Source organism: Paenibacillus sp. FSL R7-0273, assembly GCF_000758625.1.
GTDB lineage: Bacteria > Bacillota > Bacilli > Paenibacillales > Paenibacillaceae > Paenibacillus_AQ.
Genome location: NZ_CP009283.1, coordinates 110,040 through 132,500, shown reverse-complemented (window position 1 = coordinate 132,500; position 22,461 = coordinate 110,040). Strand labels below are relative to the sequence as shown.

The following is a 22,461-nucleotide window of genomic DNA, read 5'->3' as shown; positions in this document are numbered from 1 at the left end:
AACTGAACACGAGTGAGTGTTCGAACCCGAAGGTTCTAATGGAAGCTTAGCTTCCGATTTGAATGTCACCGTTGCAGGTGACGATTCTCCATAGAAAGGAGGTGATCCAGCCGCACCTTCCGATACGGCTACCTTGTTACGACTTCACCCCAATCATCTACCCCACCTTCGGCGGCTGGCTCCCTTGCGGGTTACCCCACCGACTTCGGGTGTTGTAAACTCTCGTGGTGTGACGGGCGGTGTGTACAAGACCCGGGAACGTATTCACCGCGGCATGCTGATCCGCGATTACTAGCAATTCCGACTTCATGCAGGCGAGTTGCAGCCTGCAATCCGAACTGAGACCAGCTTTGCTGGGATTGGCTCCACCTCGCGGCTTCGCTTCCCGTTGTACTGGCCATTGTAGTACGTGTGTAGCCCAGGTCATAAGGGGCATGATGATTTGACGTCATCCCCACCTTCCTCCGGTTTGTCACCGGCAGTCACTCTAGAGTGCCCAGCTTAACCTGCTGGCAACTAAAGTCAAGGGTTGCGCTCGTTGCGGGACTTAACCCAACATCTCACGACACGAGCTGACGACAACCATGCACCACCTGTCTCCGATGCTCCGAAGAGGGGCACTATCTCTAATGCTTTCATCGGGATGTCAAGACCTGGTAAGGTTCTTCGCGTTGCTTCGAATTAAACCACATACTCCACTGCTTGTGCGGGTCCCCGTCAATTCCTTTGAGTTTCAGTCTTGCGACCGTACTCCCCAGGCGGAGTGCTTACTGTGTTAACTTCGGCACCAAGGGTATCGAAACCCCTAACACCTAGCACTCATCGTTTACGGCGTGGACTACCAGGGTATCTAATCCTGTTTGCTCCCCACGCTTTCGCGCCTCAGCGTCAGTTACAGCCCAGAAAGTCGCCTTCGCCACTGGTGTTCCTCCACATCTCTACGCATTTCACCGCTACACGTGGAATTCCACTTTCCTCTTCTGTACTCAAGCCACCCAGTTTCCAGTGCGACCTCAGGTTGAGCCCAAGGTTTAAACACCAGACTTAAATAGCCGCCTGCGCGCGCTTTACGCCCAATAATTCCGGACAACGCTTGCCCCCTACGTATTACCGCGGCTGCTGGCACGTAGTTAGCCGGGGCTTTCTTCTCAGGTACCGTCACTCCGGTAGCAGTTACTCTACCGGACGTTCTTCCCTGGCAACAGAGCTTTACGATCCGAAAACCTTCATCACTCACGCGGCGTTGCTCCGTCAGGCTTTCGCCCATTGCGGAAGATTCCCTACTGCTGCCTCCCGTAGGAGTCTGGGCCGTGTCTCAGTCCCAGTGTGGCCGTTCACCCTCTCAGGTCGGCTACGCATCGTCGCCTTGGTGAGCCGTTACCCCACCAACTAGCTAATGCGCCGCAGGCCCATCCCTTAATGACAGATTACTCCGCCTTTCATTCTCCCTTCATGAGAAAAAAGAAATTATCCGGTATTAGCTACCGTTTCCGGTAGTTATCCCAGGCTAAGGGGCAGGTTGCCTACGTGTTACTCACCCGTCCGCCGCTAAGCTTACCCCGAAGGATAAGCTCCGCTCGACTTGCATGTATTAGGCACGCCGCCAGCGTTCGTCCTGAGCCAGGATCAAACTCTCCAAATTGGTATTTAGAAAGAGCGATTGCTCATTTTGAAACATCTGACGAGAATTTGCATTCTCTATTTTGAAATCACCAAGGTGATTTCCACTCACTCGTTGTTCAGTTTTCAAAGATCAATTTGTTTCGTATTCTTCGTCGTTGTCTTTGTCAGCAGCGACCTTTATAATATATCATAACCTCTTCGATTAAGTCAAGCGTTTTTTTAATTTCTTTTTTCGCTTTACTCGGTAACAAGTTATTAGTGAATATCTTGTCCGAAGGGCCGAGAATTAATGTACCATAGATTCTTAGCCCTCGTCAACCTTTAAAACAAAGTTATTTTTAAACCGAGCAGCATCAATACTCCAGGAAGCCCCAAAACCGTTACTGTGCCTATTGTAGCAGGATTCAAAGGGATATAAACTTCAGTAAGTAAACCAGAGAAATTAACAATATAAATGCCAAGTGCCGCTAATACCAGATGACTGCCGAATAAAGTCAGCCAGGCCCAGCCAAGCTTTTTACGAAATACAATCAAACCAAGCAAGATAACTGAGCCAATTAAGATACCTAACGCTACCGCCCTCACACCATCATCCTCCATTCTACGCTAATATAATTCACATTCGGGTGCGGTCAAGCCCCAGACTTTTCGCATGCTTCAGATGGATCTGATACTTCCGCTCAGCCGCCTCAAGAATAAAGATCGCATAATCGATCTGATCCTGGCCTAATGCTTCATCAAACATCAGATGTGCCCTCTCCCACTCCATCTGTGCATTGCGCACCTCATGGAATACACGCCAATCCTCGTCCAAGTTTAATTGATTCAGGCTTTTAACCCCTTCTTCCTGCCGGGCATTTCCCCACCAGCGCATAACAGCTCCCCCTTTGTATGAAGAATCCAGTCCCGCAGACACCGCACTTGCCACCGCTGCATATTCTCATTCATATCAGCAGGAGGACAAACTTAGAACCAGAAAGCTGCATGTCTGATTTGTTTTGATAGGGGAGCCGCAGGCTGCAGGGTACTCAAAACCAAACAAAAAAAGAAGCCCCTCGGGCTTCTCTGGTTAAAGCAGTTATTTGCAAATCTGTCTCAACGAGCCTCAGAGCTCGCGTCGGCCTTCCAGAGCCTTGGACAAGGTTACTTCATCCGCATACTCCAAATCGCCGCCTACAGGCAAGCCATGGGCTATTCTCGTGATTTTAATTTCAAACGGGCGGACGAGCCGGGAAATATACATAGCTGTAGCTTCCCCTTCTATATTCGGGTTCGTAGCCATAATCAGCTCCTTCACCCGTTCGTCACTTAAGCGCGTCAGGAGCTCTTTGAGGCGGATATCATCCGGACCAATTCCCTCCATTGGAGAGATCGCCCCCTGCAGCACATGATAATAGCCGTCAAACTCCTTTGTCCGCTCTATGGCCACAAGATCCTTGGATTCCTGAACTACACAGATCACCGAAGCATCACGGGTCTTATCCTGACAAATCCGGCACGGATCAGTATCGGTAATATTACAGCAGACCGAGCAGTAGTGAAGATTTCGTTTGACGCTGACCAGCGCCTTGGCAAAATCAATAACTTCGTCCTCTTTCATGTGAAGCACATGAAAAGCCAGCCGGGCTGCCGTCTTGGGCCCGATCCCGGGCAAACGTGTAAAAGCATCAATCAGCTTGGCTAGCGGTTCTGGATAATACAAAGCGATGATTCTCCTTTGGGCTAGAGTGTAGCGGGTCTAGAACAGTCCCGGGATCTTCATTCCGCCAGTGAATTTACCCATGTCGTTGTTAGCCAGCTCTTCCGCTTTGGTAAGCGCATCGTTGACAGCAGTAATGACAAGATCCTGCAGCATTTCAACATCATCCGGATCAACTGCTTCCGGTTTGATCTGGATGGACAGCAGTTTTTTGTGTCCGTTAACCTGTACGGAAACTACGCCTCCGCCGGATGTTCCTTCGATTGTTTTGCTGCCCAGCTCTTCCTGCGCCTTGAGCATCTGTTCCTGCATTTTCTTAACCTGCTTCATCATTTGGTTCATATTATTCATTTGTCGTCTCTCCTTTGGGATGCGCTTATGCGCTGATAGGCTTAAGTATCACTCTTTTATGACAACAAGGTCTTCTCCAAAAAGCTGGATCGCCTCGTCAATCCATGGTTCGGACTTCTCTCCGGCCGTTTCGTGCTCATGCTCCAGCCGCAGTTCCTCAGTCCCCGGCTTGGCAGCCGATTTCTGGGAGGCCTCAGTCCAGTCACGCAGCATCATCGTCACAAGCCTGTAGGGCTTGCCCAGACGTGCAGCAAAGACATGCTCAATTACCTGGCGGTTAGCCGGCTTCTCGGTAGTATCACGGTGGATGGTATTCTTAAAAGCCACAAGCACCGCATCCTCCATAACCGATACCGGCTCGCCGTCAACAAACCAGGCATGAACCGTGACCCGCTCTTCCTTCACGGCCTGCAGCACCGTACTCCACTGCTTATATATGGCATTGGAGTCAGCACTGTCCTTGCTGGCAATGAATTTATCAAGCTGCGGAGGCAGCTTAGAGCCTGACGATACGCGCGGAGCAGGGCTTGAAGCCGGACTCTGGCGCTGTACAGCCGCCTGATCCCGCCCTGCTCCTGAAATGCCGCCCGCCTGGATAGCCTGCTCAAGCTTCTTCTCCAGCGCAGCAATCTGCCGCTTCAAGGCATCCAGCTCACCCGCCGCAGCAGGCTGCCCGCCGGCTGAAGTAGCACTCGCTGACCCTGCCTGTGCAGATGATGCTACTGCCGGTTCAGCTTCCTGCTGCATCGTGCACAGCTTCATAAGAGCTACCTCAAACAACGTCTGGGGATGCGTTGCATATTTCATTTCACCAAGATAGCGGTTTAAGGTTTCTATGATCTGAAACAGCCGCCCACGTGTAAAGCCGGCGGCCATGTCACGGAATTCTGCCGGGTTAAGCACCCTGTCTGTCAGCTTATCTGCACCAGGTACCATCTTGATCATCAGAAGATCCCGGAAATAATACAGCAGATTCTCGAGACATTTATCAGCACTCTTCCCTTCCTGCATCAGCTGCTCTACCAGCTCCAGCAGCCTTCCCATATCCCCCTCCAGAATGGCCGTGGCAAGCCTTGCAAACTGCTCGGAAGGAATGCCGCCGGTCATGCCAAGCACCTGCTGATAGGTCACCTGTCCGTCTGTAAACGAAGATATCTGATCCAGTATGCTGAGCGCATCACGCATCCCTCCGTCGGAGAGCCTCGCTATATACTGCAGCGCATCAGTATCTGCAGTAATCCCCTCTTTGAGGCAGATTTCAGCAAGACGGCCGCTCTGCTCTTCAAGTGATACCCGGCGGAAGTCAAACCGCTGGCAGCGGGAAATGATTGTTGCCGGCAATTTATGCGGCTCTGTTGTCGCCAGTATAAACATTACATGCGGCGGCGGCTCCTCAAGCGTCTTCAGCAGAGCGTTGAACGCCTCTGTTGTCAGCATATGCACTTCATCAATAATATACACTTTACGGCGCACCTCGGTAGGTGCATATTTCACCTTGTCCCGCAGGTCACGAATCTCTTCAACTCCGCGGTTAGACGCTGCATCAATTTCCTGTACGTCCATTATATTACCCGCAGTGATTCTTAGACAGGAAGGACATTCGTTGCACGGCTCCGGACCCGGTCCGCGCTCGCAATTGACCGCTTTGGCGAGCACTTTGGCTGCACTCGTCTTACCTGTTCCGCGCGGACCGCTGAACAGATAGGCATGAGAAACCCGCTGTTCACGGATTGCATTCTGCAGCGTCTGGATAATATGCTGCTGTCCTACCATGTCCTGGAACGACTGAGGCCGCCAGGCACGGTACAGCGCGATATGTTCCACTAAGCATTACCCTCTCTTAGACTGCCGCTTTCCGGCATTTGTAGCTTATTTATTATACTATATTCCCGGGGCTTTGACTAAAACAAAAAGCATCTTCGCTTGTGGCAAAGATGCTATAATTAGCAGTTATTAAACCGTGCACCTGTTATTGATGACTGCGATCCAAGCGGCAACCCTACAGAACTGCTCGGGCTAGGCAACCCTCCGGCACAAGAGTAAACTTGCTTATGGCTGCTTCCTTCCGGACCTGACCAGGTTCACAAGCACTCATTGCGGAGGACCCAACCGTCAACACAGCCCATAGGAACCAAGACCTCACATCGACAGCACCTCTAACAGGAATTCAACCTCGCTACAGCGGATTGCGAGTTACAGGGCACCGCTACCTCCCCGTCTAGCACGGCGAAGATAAGTATAGCTCACACCCCGGCAAAAATCAACCTTTCCCGTAAAGTGGCAAATAAAAACTCCCCGGATATTATATCCGGAGAGTGATCAGTGCTACGCCGCAGCGCGGCGCTGGTAATTAGATACCGTATTTCTTCTTGAATTTATCGACACGACCACCAGCATCCAGGAACTTCTGCTTGCCAGTGAAGAACGGGTGGCAGTTGGAGCAAATTTCGACGCGCAGTTCCTGCTTAACAGAACCAGCTTCGAAAGTGTTGCCGCAAGCACAGGTTACAGTAGTGATGTGGTACTTTGGTTGAATGGCTTCTTGCATTTCATTTCACCTCTCTTGCCCTAGGCCTCATGCGGACCCAGAGTTATTAAACACACAACGACATTCTAGCACGAAACATCGGACACTGCAATATTTTTAAATCACGGATGCTTTAGAGGCGTACACGCCGTTCCTTCACCCGGGCCAGCTCGGCTGGGGGGATGTGTGTATACGAGCCAATAACTACCTCCGGGAGCTCTTCACGGAATATATCCAGCATCGTCTTCATGCCAAGAATCTCTCCTTGTGCAGGAGGAATAAGTCCAAGATAGCTCTCGGGGTCAATATTAAGATTACGCATTTGGATCAGCTTCAGATCTGTCCGCCGGCAGAATTCAACCATGGCTTCAATCTCTTCCTCCCGGTCTGTAACTCCGGGGAAGATCAGGTAATTGATTGATGTATAAACTCCCTGGGAGGCTGCATACTTCAACGACTTCTCCACGTTGGCAAGCGTATATCCGCGCGGCTTGTAATAGGCATTATAGTGATCATCAAGCGCGCTGATGGTACTGACCCGCATCAAATCAAGTCCTGCATCCACAATTCCGCGGATATGATCACTTAGTCCAGCATTAGTATTAATATTGATATACCCCATATCGGTAACCGCCCGGACTTCCCGCATCGCTTCAATAATTATCTTAGCCTGGGTAGAAGGCTCTCCCTCACAGCCCTGGCCGAAGCTGATAATCGACTGCGGTGTCTTAAGGTGCTCCAGCATAACCTGGGAAATTTCATTTACGGTAGGCCGGAAGTTCATCCGGGTCTGCGGGGAGACGAACCCGCTGTCATCCGGCTGCTCTGAAATACAGCCGAAGCACCCTGCATTACAGGAGTAAGATACGGGAACAGCTCCTTCCCAGCGGCCAAGGAATGTATTAGACGAAGTAAGGCATTCGTAACCCAGTGCACAGTTGGAAAGATGGTCGTATAAGCGGTTCTCCGGATACTTCGCTTTCAGATCGCCTACCCCGACCTCGACTTCCTCCCTGTCACAGTTAAGGGGATTCCACTGCTCCGGATCATCCGTCGGATCGGCAGCAACATAAAAGCCGCCATCTTTCCACACTACAGCGGAGTAACCGAAGAGCGGAAGCTTATACGATTTATCCGTCTTGACATAACCGGGAAGGCACAGTCTTGTAAAGCCCTGCGGCAGCAGTGCTCCGACAGCCTGTGAACCCTCCGGCAGCGAAAGCATTTCACCCGTTTCGGGATTCATACCGACCGCGCGGGTGCTCGGAAGCCCGACCAGGGTTGCCCCATCCGGAAGCGGAATAAGCTCCTCCTCCAGCATCTCAACGATCATATCGCCGCTGCGGGCAAGCCCGTACAGCTCCGGATGATCATATACATTTCCTTGTTCATCGGCATATACCAGATACATGTTAATCTCCTCTTATTCTCTATTCTCAGGTTGTAGGGACAGAAGGTGTCTTTGGCCGTGAAGTCCGGCGGGCGGAAGCGCCGCTGTTGGAGGTTCCTCCGCTGCTGGCCGTGCCGCTTGGCGATGAGGAATCTTTACCGGATACATCGAACGAGGCCAGGAATTCAGCGTTAGTCTTACTGTCACGAAGCTTCTTGAGGAAGCCTTCTACGAAATCATAGGATTCATTCATATTTTTACGGATAGCCCAAATGGTATCCAGCTCTTCCTTGCTTAGCAGCACTTCTTCGCGGCGTGTTCCGGAGCGCCGGATATCGATCGCAGGGAAAATACGCCGTTCGGCCAGCTTGCGGTCCAAGTGAAGCTCCATATTGCCTGTACCTTTAAATTCTTCATAAATGATATCATCCATCCGTGACCCGGTATCAATCAGCGCTGTAGCGAGAATGGTCAGACTTCCGCCCTCCTCCACGTTACGTGCTGAACCAAAGAACCGTTTTGGACGATGGAAGGCAGCAGGATCAATACCTCCGCTGAGCGTACGTCCGGATGGCGGAACTACAAGGTTATATGCGCGTGCCAGCCGCGTAATGCTGTCCAGCAGAATAACAACATCCTTCTTATGCTCTACAAGGCGAAGGGCGCGCTGCAGCACAAGCTCAGCAACTTTGATATGATTCTCAGGCAGTTCATCAAAAGTAGAAGCGACCACCTCGCCCTTTACCGAGCGCTGCATATCTGTTACTTCCTCAGGGCGTTCATCAATCAGCAATACGAACAGCTCAATCTCGGGATTGTTAGTGGAGATACTGTTGGCAATTTCTTTCAGGAGGAGCGTTTTCCCTGCTTTGGGAGGTGCTACAATCAAACCGCGCTGCCCCAGGCCTACAGGAGCAAGCAAATCCATTATTCGGGTAGACAGATGAGTAGGGGATGTTTCAAGCGGCAGCTTGTCTTGCGGATAAAGAGGTGTTAGCGCCGGGAAATGCAAGCGCTCCGCTGCACTGGCAGGATTCTCGCCGTTGACGGCATTGACTTGAAGCAAACCGAAGTACCGTTCATTTTCTTTCGGTGTGCGGCATTTACCTGATACAAGATCGCCGCTTCTCAGATCAAACTTGCGGATTTGTGAGGCTGAGATATAAATATCTTCCGCACTGGGCAAATAGTTAATCGGTCTCAGGAACCCGTAGCCTTCCGGCAATATTTCCAGCACGCCTTCCATAAACATGAGCCCGCTCTGCTCCGCCTGCGCCCGGAGGATAGCGAAGATCAGCTCCCGTTTCTTCAGCTGTCCGTAGTAAGGGATCTGGTATTTCTTGGCCAGCTTATACAGCTCGGTCAGCTTCATTTCTTCCAGATCGGAAATTTGAAGATCCATGTAATAACCACCTATTCAATTTTTATAAAATATAAATCTATTAAATTGCTCATTAGGATAGGATTACCCGATTTGGAAGGAGATATGCAGCAAGCCGCAAAACTCCCTCCATTATTCAGATAATCCTATGGGTTAGTCTTCCTCGCGCCAGATTTCAGCGCCAAGGTCACGCATATTCGTTACCAGATTGTCGTAACCGCGGTCGATATACTCTACACCGGTCACCTCGGTGATCCCGTCGTCTACAGTCAGTCCGGCAATCACAAGCGCTGCACCCGCACGCAGATCAGCCGCTTTGACTTTGGCCGCATTTAGCCTGCCGCCTTCAATGATGGCAGAGCGTCCTTCAACACGGATTTTGGCCCCCATACGCACCAGCTCCGGAACATGCTTGAACCGGTTGCTGTAGACGAAATCACTAAGCACACTAACCCCTTCAGCCTGGGTCAGCATACTCGTCATCGGAGACTGCAGATCGGTTGCAAAGCCGGGATAGATCAGCGCCTTTACATCGACATGCTCATATTTGGATCTGCCGATAACGCGGATGCTCTCATCCAGCTCCTCTATACCTACACCCATCTCAAGCAGCTTGGCCGTTAATGCCTCCAAATGCTTGGGAATAACATTATCTATTAGTACGTTGCCGCGCGTTGCCGCCGCAGCAATCATGTATGTTCCAGCTTGAATCCGGTCAGGAATGATGGAATGGCGGCAGCCATGCATCTCGGTAACGCCTTCTATCCGGATGGTTTCTGTTCCGGCACCTTTAATAACAGCGCCCATGGAGTTTAACAGGGTTGCTACATCTATAATCTCAGGCTCTTTAGCCGCATTTTCGATAATTGTAGAGCCTTTGGCCCGTGAAGCCGCCAGCATAATATTAATCGTTGCACCAACGCTGGATACATCTAAATAAATTTTTGCACCGCGCAGTTCCTTGGCATACAGATGAATAGAACCATGATCATTAGTCACGGTTGCCCCTAGTGCTTCAAAGCCTTTGATATGCTGATCAATCGGACGGGGCTCGAAATTACAGCCTCCGGGCAGACCTATGGTCGCTTCTTTAAATCTTCCAAGCAGCGCACCCATCATATAATAAGAGGCACGAAGTTTTTTGACTGGTCCGTTAGGCATGGGAATGGAAACAATACGGGAGGGGTCGATTCTCATCTGGCTGCCTGTCCAGGAGACAGTGGCGCCAAGCTCTTCAAGAATTTCGGAGTATACGGCTACATCACTTAGGGACGGCAAATTATCCAGAACAACTTCAGATTCAGCTAAAATAGCCGCAGGAATAAGCGCGATCGCGCTATTCTTCGCTCCGCTGATGGTTACAACGCCCTTTAGCGGACGTCCACCGCCAATCATTAACTTTTCCATAGAATTATCTGTTTCCCCCTACGTGTATTGCAGCTTGCCCTTGCAATACCTGCTGTGGCTTATTAGTGTGAAGAAGAAACGGCTGCGCCGCCCTTGCAATAAGGACGGCACACGTTTCAGAAAAAACATATTTGACGATCTACAATAATGAACAGCTTGTCCGCCTGGAGCGGATCAGCTTAGGCTTTGTTGCTGGAACCGAATTCGCGGATTTTGCCGATAACGGTCTGTTTGATAGCTTCACGGCCTGGTGCGATAAATGTACGTGGATCGTAAGCATCCGGTTTAGCAGCCAGCACTTCGCGAACCACTTTTGCGAATGCAATCTGGTTCTCAGTGTTTACGTTGATTTTGGAAGTTCCCAGGGAGATGGACTTCTGGATATCATGCAATGGAATACCGGTACCGCCGTGAAGAACGAGCGGAAGCTTAACAGCATCACGGATTTCTTCCATTTCTTTGAATCCGAGGTTAGGCTCGCCAAGGTAAGGTCCGTGTACGGAACCAAGCGCCGGAGCCAGGGTATCAACGCCAGTTTCTTTAACCAGAGCGATACATTCGTTAAGGTCTGCATACTGGATGCCGCCGATAACGTCGTCTTCCTGTCCGCCTACTGTACCAACTTCAGCTTCAACGGAAACGCCTTTAGCGTGTGCGTATTCAACAACTTTTTTGGTCATTTCGATATTTTCAGCGATTGGATGATGGGAACCGTCGATCATAACGGAAGTGAATCCGGCATCAATAGCGTCTTTACATTTGTCAAAGCTGGAGCCGTGGTCCAGGTGAATAGCAACAGGAACAGTGATCTTCATGTCGTGAATAAGTCCTTCAACCATCTTCACTACAGTAGTGAATCCGCCCATGTGACGCGCAGCGCCTTCGGAAACACCAAGAATTACCGGGGATTTCTCTTCTTCTGCTGCACCAAGAATCGCCTGAGTCCACTCCAGGTTGTTAATGTTGAACTGGCCTACTGCATATTTTCCTTCAAGTGCTTTGTTTAACATGTCAGTCATAGATACTAATGGCATGGTTTCAATCCTCCTAAGAATGTTGGTTGCCTATATATAAGCCCACATCACATACAGGCTTATTATAGCACATCCTGTGTCAAATACTAAATAGGGCACGCAAAAAAATGTCCCGGTGGGACGATATTTATCCAACCCCGTCACAGGGCAGACTTATCCTATTTAGAGTATCCATAAAAGCCTGAAACCAAACCATCTATATCAAGAAGACTGAGACTAATTAACCGGCCTGCCCCTGAAGATGCATATTCACCGCTACCCGCATTTCATCAATGTCAAACGGCTTCGTAAAATGCATCAGCGCGCCAAGCTTTGTAGCTTCCTTAATCATATCAAGCTCTCCGTATGCCGTCATCATAATGACTTTAATGGCCGGATTCAGCTGCTTCAGATGCTTGAGAATTTCCAGCCCGTCCATGCCCGGAATTTTCATATCAAGCAGAACCAGATCCGGGGATTCCTTCTGGACAATATCAAGCGCCGCTTTTCCGTTAGCAGCCTGATAGGTGGTATACCCCTCGCTGTTAAACACTTCCATCAGGAGAATGCGGATTCCGTTCTGATCATCGACGATTAACACTTTTCTCTTTTCCATATCATACCCTCCCAGATTTAAAGCAGTTGTCAATACCGCGCCCTCTCACAGCTAACGGCCCATTATGACTTATCAGTCTATACGAAACCTATAATTCGTGCTTTACAGCCAAAATCCTGCTAATTGGATAAAAAGGGTAAAATGATTCCATAAAATGGTCACATCTTGCGGTAGTTTACAGACAATCTGTGCTTAATATCAAAAGAAAGCCTCCTGATGGAGGCTTTCCGAGACCCGTAAAGGGTATTCGTATATAAAATATTACAGCTGCTCTGAATGAGTCAGGGATGCTTTGACAAATTCGCGGAACAACGGCTGCGGACGGTTCGGACGGGAAATGAATTCCGGATGGAACTGTACCGCCAGGAACCAAGGATGTCCCGGAAGCTCCACAATCTCGACGAGGCGGCCGTCCGGTGAGGTTCCGGAGATTACGAGGCCCGCTTTTTCAATCTCATCGCGGTAAGCATTGTTGAACTCGTACCGGTGACGGTGACGCTCATACACCAGCTCATCCTCATAGCAGGACATTGCCAGGGAATCCGGCAAAAGCTTGCACGGATAAAGGCCAAGGCGCATCGTTCCGCCCATATCCTCAATATCCTTCTGCTCAGGCAGCAGGTCAATCAGAGCATGCGGTGTAGCCGGATCGATCTCCGAGCTGTTCGCACCGGTCAGCCCCAGGATGGAGCGGCCATACTCGATTACCGATACCTGCATTCCCAGGCAGATGCCGAAGAACGGGATAGACTGCTCACGGGCATAACGGATTGCGGAAATTTTTCCTTCAATCCCCCGGTCCCCGAAGCCGCCCGGAACAAGGATGCCGCCGATGCCGCCCAGCAGCTCGTCCACATTCTGATCCGTAATCAGCTCAGCATCAACCCAGCGGATCTTAACCTCCGCATTCGCCGCAAAGCCGGCATGGGACAATGACTCCACTACACTCAGATAAGCGTCATGCAGAGCTACATATTTACCGACAATTGCAATTTCAACCGTACGCTCCAGCTGCTGGATCCGGCCCAGCATGCTCTCCCATTCGCGCATATCCGGAGCCGGAGTAGTCAGCTTCAGGTGGTTGACTACAATTTCATCCAGGCCTTCGTCACGCAGATTGAGCGGAACTTCATATAGAGTGGAGGCATCGCGGCACTCTACTACGGCATTCTTATCAATATCACAGAACAGGGCAAGCTTGGCCTTCATGTCATCGGTCAGAGGATACTCTGTGCGGCATACAATCACATTCGGCTGAATTCCGATGCTGCGCAGCTCTTTTACACTGTGCTGTGTCGGCTTGGTTTTCACTTCACCGGCAGCCTTGATGTAAGGAATCAGTGTTACGTGAATGTACATTACATTCTCACGGCCGATATCGCTCTTGATCTGACGGATAGCTTCCATGAACGGCAGACTCTCAATATCGCCTACAGTACCGCCGATTTCGGTGATGACTACGTCAGAGCCTGTCTCACGTCCCGCACGGAATACGCGCTCCTTGATTTCATTCGTGATATGCGGGATAACCTGAACAGTTCCGCCCAAGTATTCACCGCGCCGCTCTTTACTGATAACTGAGGAATAGATCTTCCCTGTAGTCACGTTGCTGTTCTTGGACAGATTAATGTCAATAAACCGTTCATAGTGTCCAAGGTCAAGGTCAGTCTCCGCTCCATCATCGGTAACGAAAACTTCCCCGTGCTGATAAGGGCTCATTGTTCCCGGGTCAACGTTAATGTAAGGATCGAATTTCTGGATTGTCACCTTGAGACCTCTGTTTTTGAGCAGCCTGCCCAGCGAAGCGGCAGTTATGCCTTTGCCCAGGGAAGACACGACGCCACCCGTTACAAAAATATACTTTGTCACTGTAAAACCCTCCTAAATAAAGTCCAGGAATTCAGGCGACGCTTCTGTTTATCGTAACCCTTTTTTCCATTATCAAAACGGGGGAAACCAAAGTTACTTCCGCCGCCTAAAATGAAAGGCGATAATCATCAAAAACCACGGAAAAACCATCTAAAAAAATAAAAAAAGTGACACCCGTAGAGCCGGGGCACTTTTTATTTTAGAAAACATATTAACGTTCATTAGAAGCCCATGCAATAGTTTACTCTGGCGGTACCACCCGTGTCAAGGGAGGAATTACGCGGTTCTGCGATATTAATAATCGTCTTCCCCGTTGCCGTCAGCGTCCCCATTACCTTCTTCTTCCGAATCCTCTTCATCCTCATCTTCGTCCATGTCATCATCATCAATGACAACATCCTCGTCAACTTCCTCTTCGCTGTCGTCGTCGGAATAGAGGTCGTCGCGGTCTTCATCGATCGCATCGAAATCCTCTTCCTCGGCAGCGTAGTTATCATCCTCTTCAGCAAAGTCGTCATCTTCCAGGTCATCGTCCTCATCATTGATGATACGCGGACGTTTGGAGTTGCCGACTGGATCATCGGAGCGCTCAAGCGGATACCAGCGCTTCAATCCCCACAGATTGGTTCCGACACAGGCAAAACGCCCGTCGATGTTGATCTCGGTATATAACTGGGCAATCGTATCGTTGGTTTGTTCTTCGGTCATACCGCGCAGCTTGGCCACTTCGACCATCAGGTCACGGTAATAATAAGGCGTATTGGCCGCTTTAAGCACCAGGAAGGCCAGGTCGACCATCGGCATTTCTTTAACTTTCTCAGGGTCCAGCTTTAAATTGAGTGGCGTACTCACTAAGGGACACTTCCTCTCACGCATATTAACAAAACTAAGTAAAACCTATTTGAGGGCAAAATGCAAGTCAAATGCGGATGGAAGCCGGAAATACTAAGGAATAATATGTAAAATAATCCGCGGCAATAAAAAAGGCGGAGGAATTTCCTCCGCACATGACTGTATCCGCGCCAAGGATCGGCTCCTTACGGGATGTTGCAAAGAGAGCTTAAGATCTCTTCTGTTTATTTTATGTGAAGCTCCGCCTTTTGACACGATGGGCAGCCTATTTCGTAAAAAAAGGGCAAGTTCCCATTCGGACGCCCGCCTCTCCTCATACAATATGGCAGCACGGCAGCGAGGAGGGGACGGCGTAGCTTATGGATTATTACGGATTTTGGCAGTTGCTGCTTGAGGAGATATCGGCTGCCCCCAAAAATGCGGAGCGGCGCATCGTGACTTTTAATGACCACCGCCAGTATGCCGGTGCCCTGTCGCAGTGGAAATCACTGAAGGCCAAACGCCCGGGGCTGCGGCAGGTTCAGGTCTCGAGCCTGATTAAGGCCTTTTTTGTTCCGGCTGCAGGGGCGGAGAAGCTGATGGACCGGTTTCCCGCCTCCTTGAGCATAGAAGAAGATTTCAGAATCCAGGTCCATTCTCTCCCGGCGGAAAAAACAGCCACCTCCATCATGCCCTGGGGCGTGAAAGCGATTCATGCCCCCCAGGCCTGGTCCAGGTCGACCGGAGTCCATGTAAAAATCGGAGTCATCGACACAGGGGTCGATTACCGCCACCCCGACCTGAAGCATTCTCTCGCCTCCGGCGTTAACCTGCTCCACCGCGGCATGCTGCCGCTGGACGACAACGGGCACGGCACTCATATTGCCGGCACACTGGCCGCCGCCGGCGGTTCACGCGGCATGATGGGTGTGGCACCGCGGGCGCTGCTCTACCCGGTCAAGGCTTTTGACCATAACGGCTCCGCTTATGTGTCCGACATCGTGCTCGGCATCGACTGGTGTGTGCAGAACAAGATCGACATCATCAATATGAGCTTCGGCATGAAAACCCGGAGCAAGGCTCTGCATGATGTGGTAATCAAGGCCTACCGGGCCGGGATCGCCATCATCGCCTCCTCCGGCAACGACGGCAAGCGGGGCGGGGATTACCCGGCCCGTTATCCCGAGACGATTGCCGTCGGCGCCCTTGACCGGAGGCACCGCGTCGCGGCCTTCAGCAACCGCGGCCCGTATATCGACGTATACGGGCCCGGCGAGGGCGTGCCCTCCTGCTGGCTGCGGGAAGGCTACAAGGAAATGAGCGGCACCTCCATGGCGACCTCGCATGTCACCGGTGCCGCGGCCCTGCTGCTCGCGCTGCGTCCGGCGCTGACGCCGCGCGAGCTGAAGCAGCTCCTGCGCCGCACGGCCCTGCCGGTGCGGCTGCGCAAGGGCCAGCGCCGCGCCGCCCTCGGCGGCGGCGCAGCCGATGCCCTGCGCCTGCTGCGCGCAGGCGCAAGAGCCAAACGGGCCGCCGCCGCTGCCGCGAAGGCGTAGGCCCGCAGGGCCCCGCCGCGCACTGCGGCGGGGGCAGGCCGCCGGGCGCAGCGCCGGCGGCACCAAAAAGCACCGCCTCCCCGGGGCACGGGGAGGCGGTGCTTGGTGTGCTGAGCGGGTGCTACATCCGCTCAGGTGCCGTTACGCCAACGAGACGCAGGACGTTGGCGATGGTGGTGCGGGCCGCGCCCAGCAGGGCGAGGCGGGCCACGGTCTGGGCGGCGTCGTCAGTGATGACGCGCTCAGCCTTGTAGTAGCTATGGAACTGCGCAGCCAGATCGTACACGTAGCGGATCAGGCGGTGCGGTGCATAGCTCTCGGAAGCAATGGCAATTTCGGCAGGCAGCTCGCCGATTTTGCGCAGCAGGTCATATTCATGAACGGCTGTCAGCTTGCTGAAATCAATCTGATCCATAGCCGGCACGGTGATACCCTGCTCCTCAGCCTGGCGGAAAATACTGCAGATCCGCGCATGCGCATACTGCACGTAATAGACAGGATTCTCATTGGATGTGGAAATCGCCAGATCCATGTCGAAATCAAGATGGGAATCCATGCTGCGCATAGTGAAGAAGTAGCGGATCGCGTCGAGTCCGACCTCCTCCATCAGATCCTCCATTGTAACGGCCTTACCGGTACGCTTGGACATTTTGACCTTTTCGCCGTTCTGGAACAGGCTGACCATCTGGGCAATCAGCACGACCAGCTTCTCAGGGTCATTGCCGAGCGCCGACATAGCAGCCTTCATCCGCGGAATGTAGCCGTGGTGGTCGGCACCCCAGATGTTGATCATGGTATCGTAGCCGCGCTCATACTTGTCGTTGTGATAAGCGATATCCGGTGTCAGGTAGGTGTAGGTGCCGTCGTTCTTGATCAGCACGCGGTCCTTATCATCGCCGTATTTGGTCGTATTCAGCCAGGTAGCGCCGTCCTGCTCGTATACCTCGCCGCGGTCGCGCAGCTCATCCAGCGAGCGCAGCACCTGGCCGTTCTCGTACAGCGAGGTCTCGCTGAACCAGATGTCGAAATTTACGCGGAAGCGTTCAAGGTCGCGTTTGATCTTGTTAAGTTCCTTCGTAAGCCCGTAGGTACGGAAAAATGCCGCACGGTCTCCCGGAGTCAGCTCCAGCAGGGTATCACCCTTCTCAGCGACAAGATCCTTGGCAAAGCCCTTGATGTCCTCACCGTGGTAGCCGTCCTCCGGCATTTCCGCCGGCTGGCCAAGCTCCTGCAGATAACGGGCTTCAATTGATTTGCACAGGTTATTCACCTGATTGCCGGCATCATTAATGTAGTATTCGCGGGTTACCTGGTAACCGGCAAAATCCAGTACATTGCAGAGGGCATCGCCGACAGCCGCGCCGCGGGCATGTCCGAGATGCAGGCTGCCGGTAGGGTTGGCGCTGACAAACTCCATTTCTACCTTCTTGCCTTTGCCCGTCTCAATCCGGCCGTAATTATCGCCTTGCTCTGTGACAAGACCGATGACCGGGTAAAGATAGCTCTTGGAGAGCGTGAAGTTGATGAAGCCCGGGCCGGCGATTTCCGCTTTTTCAATAGAGGCGGAAGCGGTGTCCAGATGCTCAATAATAGCTTCCGCAATCTGGCGCGGGTTGCGCTTGGCGATCTTGGTAAGCTGCATAGCGGCATTGGTAGCCAGATCTCCGTGAGCCTTGTCCTTCGGCACCTCCAGCGCAATGGCCGGAAGCTCTTCCTGCGTTACGAGACCGGCAGCCAGAATAGCACCTGCTACCGCTTCTTTGACCCGCTCATTGGCAAGCTGCAGCGGATTTGAACTTTGTGTCATGATTGTGGTTCCTCCTGTATATACAAACTGATAGCGAACTGTCCTGATAACTCCCCGTAGACGTACAAGTCATACTCCCACGAGACCTCCAGCGAACGTCCATTACGCGTAATATCCAGCTTCCGTGTTGCGGTAGAAAGATTGAACTGGGCATACGGGGAGCGGTAGAAGCCGGGTAACTGCTTCCCTGTCTCAAAAGACTGCTCAGACTCGATACTCCCGTGCCGGATCAGCTTCAGTTCGCGCCCTGTAATCTTTATCATCGTACGGATGGATACGGCCTCTCCCTGAGGCCCCTGCTCCGTTTCTTCATAACGGATAAACAGCTGCTCCCCCTTGGAGACAGCTTCCCCGGCAGCCGTAATTACATTCTTCTGCCCGTCCTGCCGGCTTTCCAGAGTTACAGTAACACCGTATTTGCCGGACTGTAATTCAGACATTCTCTGTTCCTCGCTTATCGTTCAATTCATAAATTCAAGGCATATTCGCTTACCCATTGTACACTATATCCAGTTCGGGTGAGCAATACAATTGAACTTTTATTTTTCCCTTTGAATTGAATATAGGTTCAATTTATTTAACTTAGCTACAACGGCAGCAGCCGCACCTTATCTGTGGAGCGCAGCTGCTCTACCATGGCATGCCAGGCGGCCGGCTTATCTTCGAGTACCGTATAGTAGCGGGTCAGGAAGTCGGCCACCAGCGATGCCTCTACCGTCTCCTGTCCCTCCTGTCCGGGCATAAAGCAGAGGTCCAGCCCGGTTACAGCCTCACCGTCACCCTGCCAGGACGGGTGGACATAAGGGAAATCGAGCCGCTCATATCCCAGATGGGACAATACCTCACGGCGGACAAACGGGTCCATCGGCTTAACGCCGCCGAAGCCGAAATCCTCCACCCGGTACGGATCATAAATTTCCGCGAACATGCCGTACAGCTCCTTGCCGTTGTCTGCTGCAAGCTTCCTAAGATCCTTCAGGCGGCTTTGAGCCAGAAAACGCCCGATGCCGAGGCCCTCACGGCCGATTACGGTGAAGTCGGTCATCGCCACATTCCAGTCCGGATAGTAACGGTATTCTGTAGTACCGACAACGTTGCCTTCATGGACGGCTGCGAACACACGGATTCCCGGATCCTCCAGCGGCTCCTGCCACAGGCTGTATTCCAGCACCTCTTCCGGCGGGAACACCTCACTCAGCAGATTATGTACTTGTCTGAATAGCGGATCAGAAAGGCTCGTAATTCTTACATATTCCATAGTAGAATCTCCTCCAGTGTTATTCTGATTGGGTTCTGCCTTTAGCCAGTCTTTTCTATAAAAAAGGATTGCGCCACTCCATCAGTGCGGCGTAATTGCAGGACTCCTCATCCTCCAGGTAGTCTGCTGTCACACCAAGCGGCGACCGTCCGCAGCGCAGCAGGAACGTTATGACCGGATCAGCCAGCTGTCCGCTGATAACCTCAGCAAGATACGCCTGCGCCGATAGCCGGGAAGCCTCTTTATGATAGCCCGGCATTCTTCCCGCACCCAGCAGCCGTTCAAGCTTCTGTTCCACTACAACATGATACAGTGACTGCACCAGCTCCTTGCCCAGGCCCAGCTTGCGGAACTTGGGGCGTACACACAGATCTGCAATGTACAGCGTATTGCCGTAAGGCTGATGTGTGGTAAGATACCCGTCCGCTGTTACTTCGGACCAGGTATGGCCGTTATGCACCGATTCTTCATTAAAATGAATTTTGAGGCCCGTGACCGAACCGGCCAGCTCGCCGTTCACTTCGGCACAGAGCGCCCCCTCCTGAAACAGCTCCACATGATTGTGCAGCTGTTCCCGGTTCCACAGCAGCTCTTCGGGATAAGGGGGCGGGAAAGCCTCCGATTGTATCATAATCAGCTCGCCGAAATCCGCGGCCGTATAATTCCGGATAACCGCAGGGACCGGCACCTTGCCGTCAAATGCATAAAAGCTCTTCGTATACATCCTTGCCTGACTCCTTTATGTCCAGTCTGTGTAAAGGTCCGTTCTACGGTCGCGCCAGGTGGTCACTGACCCGCGCTCACGCACCCGGTACAGCAGCTCCAGATCCAGATCGGCGGTTATAATCATGTCATCGTTAATCTCACCTTCAGCCAGCAGCCCTTTTGGCGGAAAAGGAACATCATTAGGTGTGATTACAGCAGCCTGCCCGAAGTTCGCACGCATGAGATCAACAGTCGGCAGCGACCCGACGGTTCCTGTCAGCACAACGTAAATCTGATTTTCGATTGCACGCGCATGGCTGGTATAGCGTACCCGGTGGAACCCGTGGCGGTCATCCGTGCAGGAAGGACAAAAAATCACATCCGCCCCCTTGGCTCTGGCCATCCGCACAATTTCCGGAAATTCGATATCATAGCAGGTCAGCATAGCGATAGTACCTTTCTCCGTCTTAAAGACCTCCAGGCCTTCACCGGCCCCCATATTCCAGCCCTCTACCTCAGCTGGCGTAATATGAAGCTTGGCCTGCTCGGCAATTCTTCCGTCCGGATAAAAGAGATGCGCTACATTGTACAGCTTGCCTTCCCGGCGCAGCACATGGGTGCCTCCGATGATATGCACATTGTACTTTCTGGCATAGCCGGAGAACATGTCCCGGTACTGCTCCGTAAACTGCGGCAGGTCTTCAATGCCCAGGGCATTTCCCTGTCCGTCCCCGATGGACATCAGCTGAGTCGTAAGGAACTCCGGAAACAGAATAAAGTCGGTGCTGAATTCCTCAGCGGTCTTGATATAATGCTCACACCGGGCGGCAAACTCCTCAAATGAAGTAATCGTATGCAAATGATACTGAACCGCGGATACGCGAAAGGCCACTCTGCATTCCTCCTAGCAATTGTCCACAGGCTCCGCAGCTACGCGGCACCGTCCTGTTAAAGTAAATCAAATTTTATCATACTGGCGGCCAAAATCACACTCGGCAGGTAAACGTAAAAAGGCCCCCTTCCGGAAGATTGGCTAAATCTTGCGGAAGAGCAGCCATATATTTTACTTGGCAGCCCGCTCTGTAATCATTCTGGCGAGCTCTTTAATCTTTTCATGTTATTTCCCTCTAAAAGCAAACTTCTCCGTCCAGGTCATGCCACCGTCCTGAGTGGCATAAAGGAATGAAGCATCAGCATCTTTGACTGCCATCCAGCCCGCTTTGCTGTCAGGGAAGGAGATCCTTGCTTCATATCCGGCAATTGCCGGCAGGTTGCTCCACTGCTTGCCCGCGTTCAGTGTGCGGCCGACAGCCACCTGTTCACCTGCAGGCGAATAGCCTGCCAGAAAGGCTGTGCTGCTGCCGGCCAGCTGCATATTGGCCGGTCTGCCGGATACCGGACCTTTCTTCAGCAGCGCTGATCCGCTGCCCGGTGCGGGACCGCCGCCCGCCGTCTCCTGGGCAATTACGCGCGTCCAGTTCTTTCCCTGATTGCCGCTGGCATACAGCGAATACGAGGTCTGGGACATACCTGATCCTCCGTAGAGGAGCGCATATACCTGGTCACCCTTGGCATATACCTGTCCGTACTCCGGGTAAGCGAACGGCGATTTAAGTGCCAGCTTCCAGGTCGCTCCGCCATCAGTAGTCTTCATAACCCGGTAGCCTTCGCCCGGTGCCACCACTACTGCCCACCCGTTATTGCGGCTGGTAAACTCTGCGCCGCGCGTGTTAGCGGGAGTCTTGATCTGGCTCCAGCTCCGCCCCCCGTCTTCCGTATAATACGTAAAGGCACGGACGTAACCGAAGCCGTGCTTGCTGTCTGTAAAAGCAATCCGCTCAAAGCCTACCTGTGACTCTGAAATTCTGGTCCAGGTCGAACCGCCGTCCGTTGTGCCTATAAGATAAACCCCATTCTGCTCCTGAACCGATGCTAATGCCCAGCCGTGCACGTTGTCCGGGAATGAGATCTGCCGTAAGTTCCACTGTCCCTCATAAATCTTCTGAAAATGGCCGCCGCCGTCCGATGTCCCGATCATAAACCCTTTGCCTGCGGCCCGTCCTGTATCTGCACTGAGAAACGCCAGATCATTGAAGCTGAGCGGTGTCTCTTCAGCAGCCAGATACTTGGCCTGCAGCTGCTGCAGCAGCCCGTGATCTCCGCTGCCGCCGGCTGGTGCCGCTGCCGCCTGTACAGGAGCTGCTGCACCCCACACAGACAACGTGAGCAGTCCGGCCGAGAGAAGCGTTAATGCTTTTAAATGTACTTTTTTAGTCCAATTCATGGTGCCACCTCCTGTGATATATATACCCTTTCCTGTCAGCGCTACTCTCTGTTATACTCTCCCCCTGCTGTTCTATCTACCCCGGGAAGGTCACAAAAAGGAGACAATTTGGTTACTGCTGCCCCGGCCCTGAATATCTGCCCG

At 52.2% G+C, this 22,461-nt stretch carries 20 protein-coding genes, 1 rRNA gene and 1 other RNA gene; 1 reads left to right on the top strand and 21 read right to left on the bottom strand.

All coding sequences use genetic code 11. The features are described 5' to 3' along the window. Positions 1–94: 94 nt before the first annotated feature. The 15 genes from R70723_RS00630 to rpoE all read right to left on the bottom strand — a co-directional run bounded on the left by R70723_RS00630 (position 95) and on the right by rpoE (position 14,728). Positions 95–1,642: ribosomal RNA gene (locus R70723_RS00630) — 16S ribosomal RNA — on the bottom strand. A gap of 302 nt (positions 1,643–1,944) precedes the next feature. Further along, positions 1,945–2,208, bottom strand: coding sequence for a pro-sigmaK processing inhibitor BofA family protein (locus R70723_RS00625; RefSeq protein WP_039869004.1), 264 nt, complete (start codon positions 2,206–2,208; stop codon positions 1,945–1,947). 31 nt (positions 2,209–2,239) lie between these two features. Beyond that, entirely contained in the window at positions 2,240–2,497 is a 258-nt protein-coding gene (locus R70723_RS00620; RefSeq protein ID WP_039869002.1) for a hypothetical protein, read from the bottom strand. Between the two features lie 231 nt (positions 2,498–2,728). After that, complete coding sequence (gene recR / locus R70723_RS00615) at positions 2,729–3,325, bottom strand: recombination mediator RecR (RefSeq protein WP_039869000.1); 597 nt, start codon at positions 3,323–3,325, stop codon at positions 2,729–2,731. A gap of 36 nt (positions 3,326–3,361) precedes the next feature. Next, on the bottom strand, positions 3,362–3,673 hold the full coding sequence (locus R70723_RS00610; protein WP_039868998.1) for a YbaB/EbfC family nucleoid-associated protein: 312 nt from the start codon (positions 3,671–3,673) through the stop codon (positions 3,362–3,364). Between the two features lie 48 nt (positions 3,674–3,721). Beyond that, positions 3,722–5,497, bottom strand: a complete 1,776-nt coding sequence (gene dnaX, locus R70723_RS00605; RefSeq protein WP_039868996.1) for a DNA polymerase III subunit gamma/tau — start codon at positions 5,495–5,497, stop codon at positions 3,722–3,724. A 134-nt stretch (positions 5,498–5,631) separates the two neighbouring features. Then, an RNA gene (ffs, locus tag R70723_RS32505) (signal recognition particle sRNA large type) lies at positions 5,632–5,900 on the bottom strand. 123 nt (positions 5,901–6,023) lie between these two features. Continuing rightward, positions 6,024–6,221: a 50S ribosomal protein L31 gene (gene rpmE, locus R70723_RS00600; RefSeq protein ID WP_039868994.1), complete on the bottom strand. Its 198-nt coding sequence runs from the start codon at positions 6,219–6,221 to the stop codon at positions 6,024–6,026. A 112-nt stretch (positions 6,222–6,333) separates the two neighbouring features. Further along, positions 6,334–7,611: a radical SAM family protein gene (locus R70723_RS00595; protein WP_039868992.1), complete on the bottom strand. Its 1,278-nt coding sequence runs from the start codon at positions 7,609–7,611 to the stop codon at positions 6,334–6,336. A 25-nt stretch (positions 7,612–7,636) separates the two neighbouring features. Next, positions 7,637–8,992, bottom strand: a complete 1,356-nt coding sequence (gene rho / locus R70723_RS00590; RefSeq protein WP_039868990.1) for a transcription termination factor Rho — start codon at positions 8,990–8,992, stop codon at positions 7,637–7,639. Between the two features lie 132 nt (positions 8,993–9,124). Next, positions 9,125–10,378, bottom strand: a complete 1,254-nt coding sequence (locus R70723_RS00585) for a UDP-N-acetylglucosamine 1-carboxyvinyltransferase (protein WP_039868988.1) — start codon at positions 10,376–10,378, stop codon at positions 9,125–9,127. A gap of 179 nt (positions 10,379–10,557) precedes the next feature. After that, a complete protein-coding gene (gene fba / locus R70723_RS00580) occupies positions 10,558–11,412 on the bottom strand; it encodes a class II fructose-1,6-bisphosphate aldolase (RefSeq protein WP_039868986.1) in 855 nt (284 codons plus the stop codon). A gap of 220 nt (positions 11,413–11,632) precedes the next feature. Then, the gene (locus R70723_RS00575) at positions 11,633–12,007 is read right to left on the bottom strand and encodes a response regulator (RefSeq protein WP_039868984.1); all 375 of its coding nucleotides are present in this window, start codon (positions 12,005–12,007) and stop codon (positions 11,633–11,635) included. 261 nt (positions 12,008–12,268) lie between these two features. Continuing rightward, positions 12,269–13,876, bottom strand: coding sequence for a CTP synthase (locus tag R70723_RS00570; RefSeq protein ID WP_039868981.1), 1,608 nt, complete (start codon positions 13,874–13,876; stop codon positions 12,269–12,271). Between the two features lie 294 nt (positions 13,877–14,170). Then, positions 14,171–14,728 (bottom strand): DNA-directed RNA polymerase subunit delta, encoded by a 558-nt coding sequence (rpoE, locus tag R70723_RS00565; RefSeq protein ID WP_039868979.1) that lies wholly within the window; start codon positions 14,726–14,728, stop codon positions 14,171–14,173. 359 nt (positions 14,729–15,087) lie between these two features. Between rpoE and R70723_RS00560 the strand changes: the two genes are divergently transcribed. Next, entirely contained in the window at positions 15,088–16,263 is a 1,176-nt protein-coding gene (locus R70723_RS00560) for a S8 family peptidase (RefSeq protein WP_039868977.1), read from the top strand. A gap of 121 nt (positions 16,264–16,384) precedes the next feature. Here the strand turns inward: R70723_RS00560 and argS are convergent, their stop codons facing one another. The 6 genes from argS to R70723_RS00530 form a co-directional block, all read right to left on the bottom strand. Further along, entirely contained in the window at positions 16,385–18,070 is a 1,686-nt protein-coding gene (argS, locus tag R70723_RS00555; RefSeq protein WP_039868975.1) for an arginine--tRNA ligase, read from the bottom strand. After that, the gene (locus tag R70723_RS00550) at positions 18,067–18,510 is read right to left on the bottom strand and encodes a YwiB family protein (RefSeq protein ID WP_039868972.1); all 444 of its coding nucleotides are present in this window, start codon (positions 18,508–18,510) and stop codon (positions 18,067–18,069) included. The genes argS and R70723_RS00550 overlap by 4 nt, the downstream gene beginning before the upstream one ends. A 146-nt stretch (positions 18,511–18,656) precedes the next feature. Beyond that, positions 18,657–19,328 carry a hypothetical protein gene (locus R70723_RS00545; RefSeq protein ID WP_039868970.1) on the bottom strand — a complete coding sequence of 224 codons (672 nt, stop codon included), beginning with the start codon at positions 19,326–19,328 and terminating at the stop codon, positions 18,657–18,659. A gap of 55 nt (positions 19,329–19,383) precedes the next feature. Beyond that, on the bottom strand, positions 19,384–20,052 hold the full coding sequence (locus tag R70723_RS00540; protein ID WP_039868968.1) for a GNAT family N-acetyltransferase: 669 nt from the start codon (positions 20,050–20,052) through the stop codon (positions 19,384–19,386). Between the two features lie 15 nt (positions 20,053–20,067). Next, on the bottom strand, positions 20,068–20,925 hold the full coding sequence (locus R70723_RS00535; protein ID WP_039868966.1) for a carbon-nitrogen hydrolase family protein: 858 nt from the start codon (positions 20,923–20,925) through the stop codon (positions 20,068–20,070). A gap of 225 nt (positions 20,926–21,150) precedes the next feature. Further along, positions 21,151–22,317 carry a hypothetical protein gene (locus R70723_RS00530; protein ID WP_052421134.1) on the bottom strand — a complete coding sequence of 389 codons (1,167 nt, stop codon included), beginning with the start codon at positions 22,315–22,317 and terminating at the stop codon, positions 21,151–21,153. Positions 22,318–22,461: the final 144 nt, after the last annotated feature.

Bases quoted from the DNA above. Each gene is read 5' to 3' on its own strand.
- R70723_RS00610 (WP_039868998.1), bottom strand. From the start codon at position 3,673: ATGAATAATATGAACCAAATGATGAAGCAGGTTAAGAAAATGCAGGAA.
- fba (WP_039868986.1), bottom strand. From the start codon at position 11,412: ATGCCATTAGTATCTATGACTGACATGTTAAACAAAGCACTTGAAGGA.
- R70723_RS00560 (WP_039868977.1), top strand. From the start codon at position 15,088: ATGGATTATTACGGATTTTGGCAGTTGCTGCTTGAGGAGATATCGGCT.
- R70723_RS00585 (WP_039868988.1), bottom strand. From the start codon at position 10,378: ATGGAAAAGTTAATGATTGGCGGTGGACGTCCGCTAAAGGGCGTTGTA.
- R70723_RS00540 (WP_039868968.1), bottom strand. From the start codon at position 20,052: ATGTATACGAAGAGCTTTTATGCATTTGACGGCAAGGTGCCGGTCCCT.
- argS (WP_039868975.1), bottom strand. From the start codon at position 18,070: ATGACACAAAGTTCAAATCCGCTGCAGCTTGCCAATGAGCGGGTCAAA.
- rpmE (WP_039868994.1), bottom strand. From the start codon at position 6,221: ATGCAAGAAGCCATTCAACCAAAGTACCACATCACTACTGTAACCTGT.
- R70723_RS00545 (WP_039868970.1), bottom strand. From the start codon at position 19,328: ATGGAATATGTAAGAATTACGAGCCTTTCTGATCCGCTATTCAGACAA.
- R70723_RS00530 (WP_052421134.1), bottom strand. From the start codon at position 22,317: ATGAATTGGACTAAAAAAGTACATTTAAAAGCATTAACGCTTCTCTCG.
- rho (WP_039868990.1), bottom strand. From the start codon at position 8,992: ATGGATCTTCAAATTTCCGATCTGGAAGAAATGAAGCTGACCGAGCTG.
- R70723_RS00550 (WP_039868972.1), bottom strand. From the start codon at position 18,510: ATGTCTGAATTACAGTCCGGCAAATACGGTGTTACTGTAACTCTGGAA.
- R70723_RS00575 (WP_039868984.1), bottom strand. From the start codon at position 12,007: ATGGAAAAGAGAAAAGTGTTAATCGTCGATGATCAGAACGGAATCCGC.
- R70723_RS00620 (WP_039869002.1), bottom strand. From the start codon at position 2,497: ATGCGCTGGTGGGGAAATGCCCGGCAGGAAGAAGGGGTTAAAAGCCTG.
- R70723_RS00595 (WP_039868992.1), bottom strand. From the start codon at position 7,611: ATGTATCTGGTATATGCCGATGAACAAGGAAATGTATATGATCATCCG.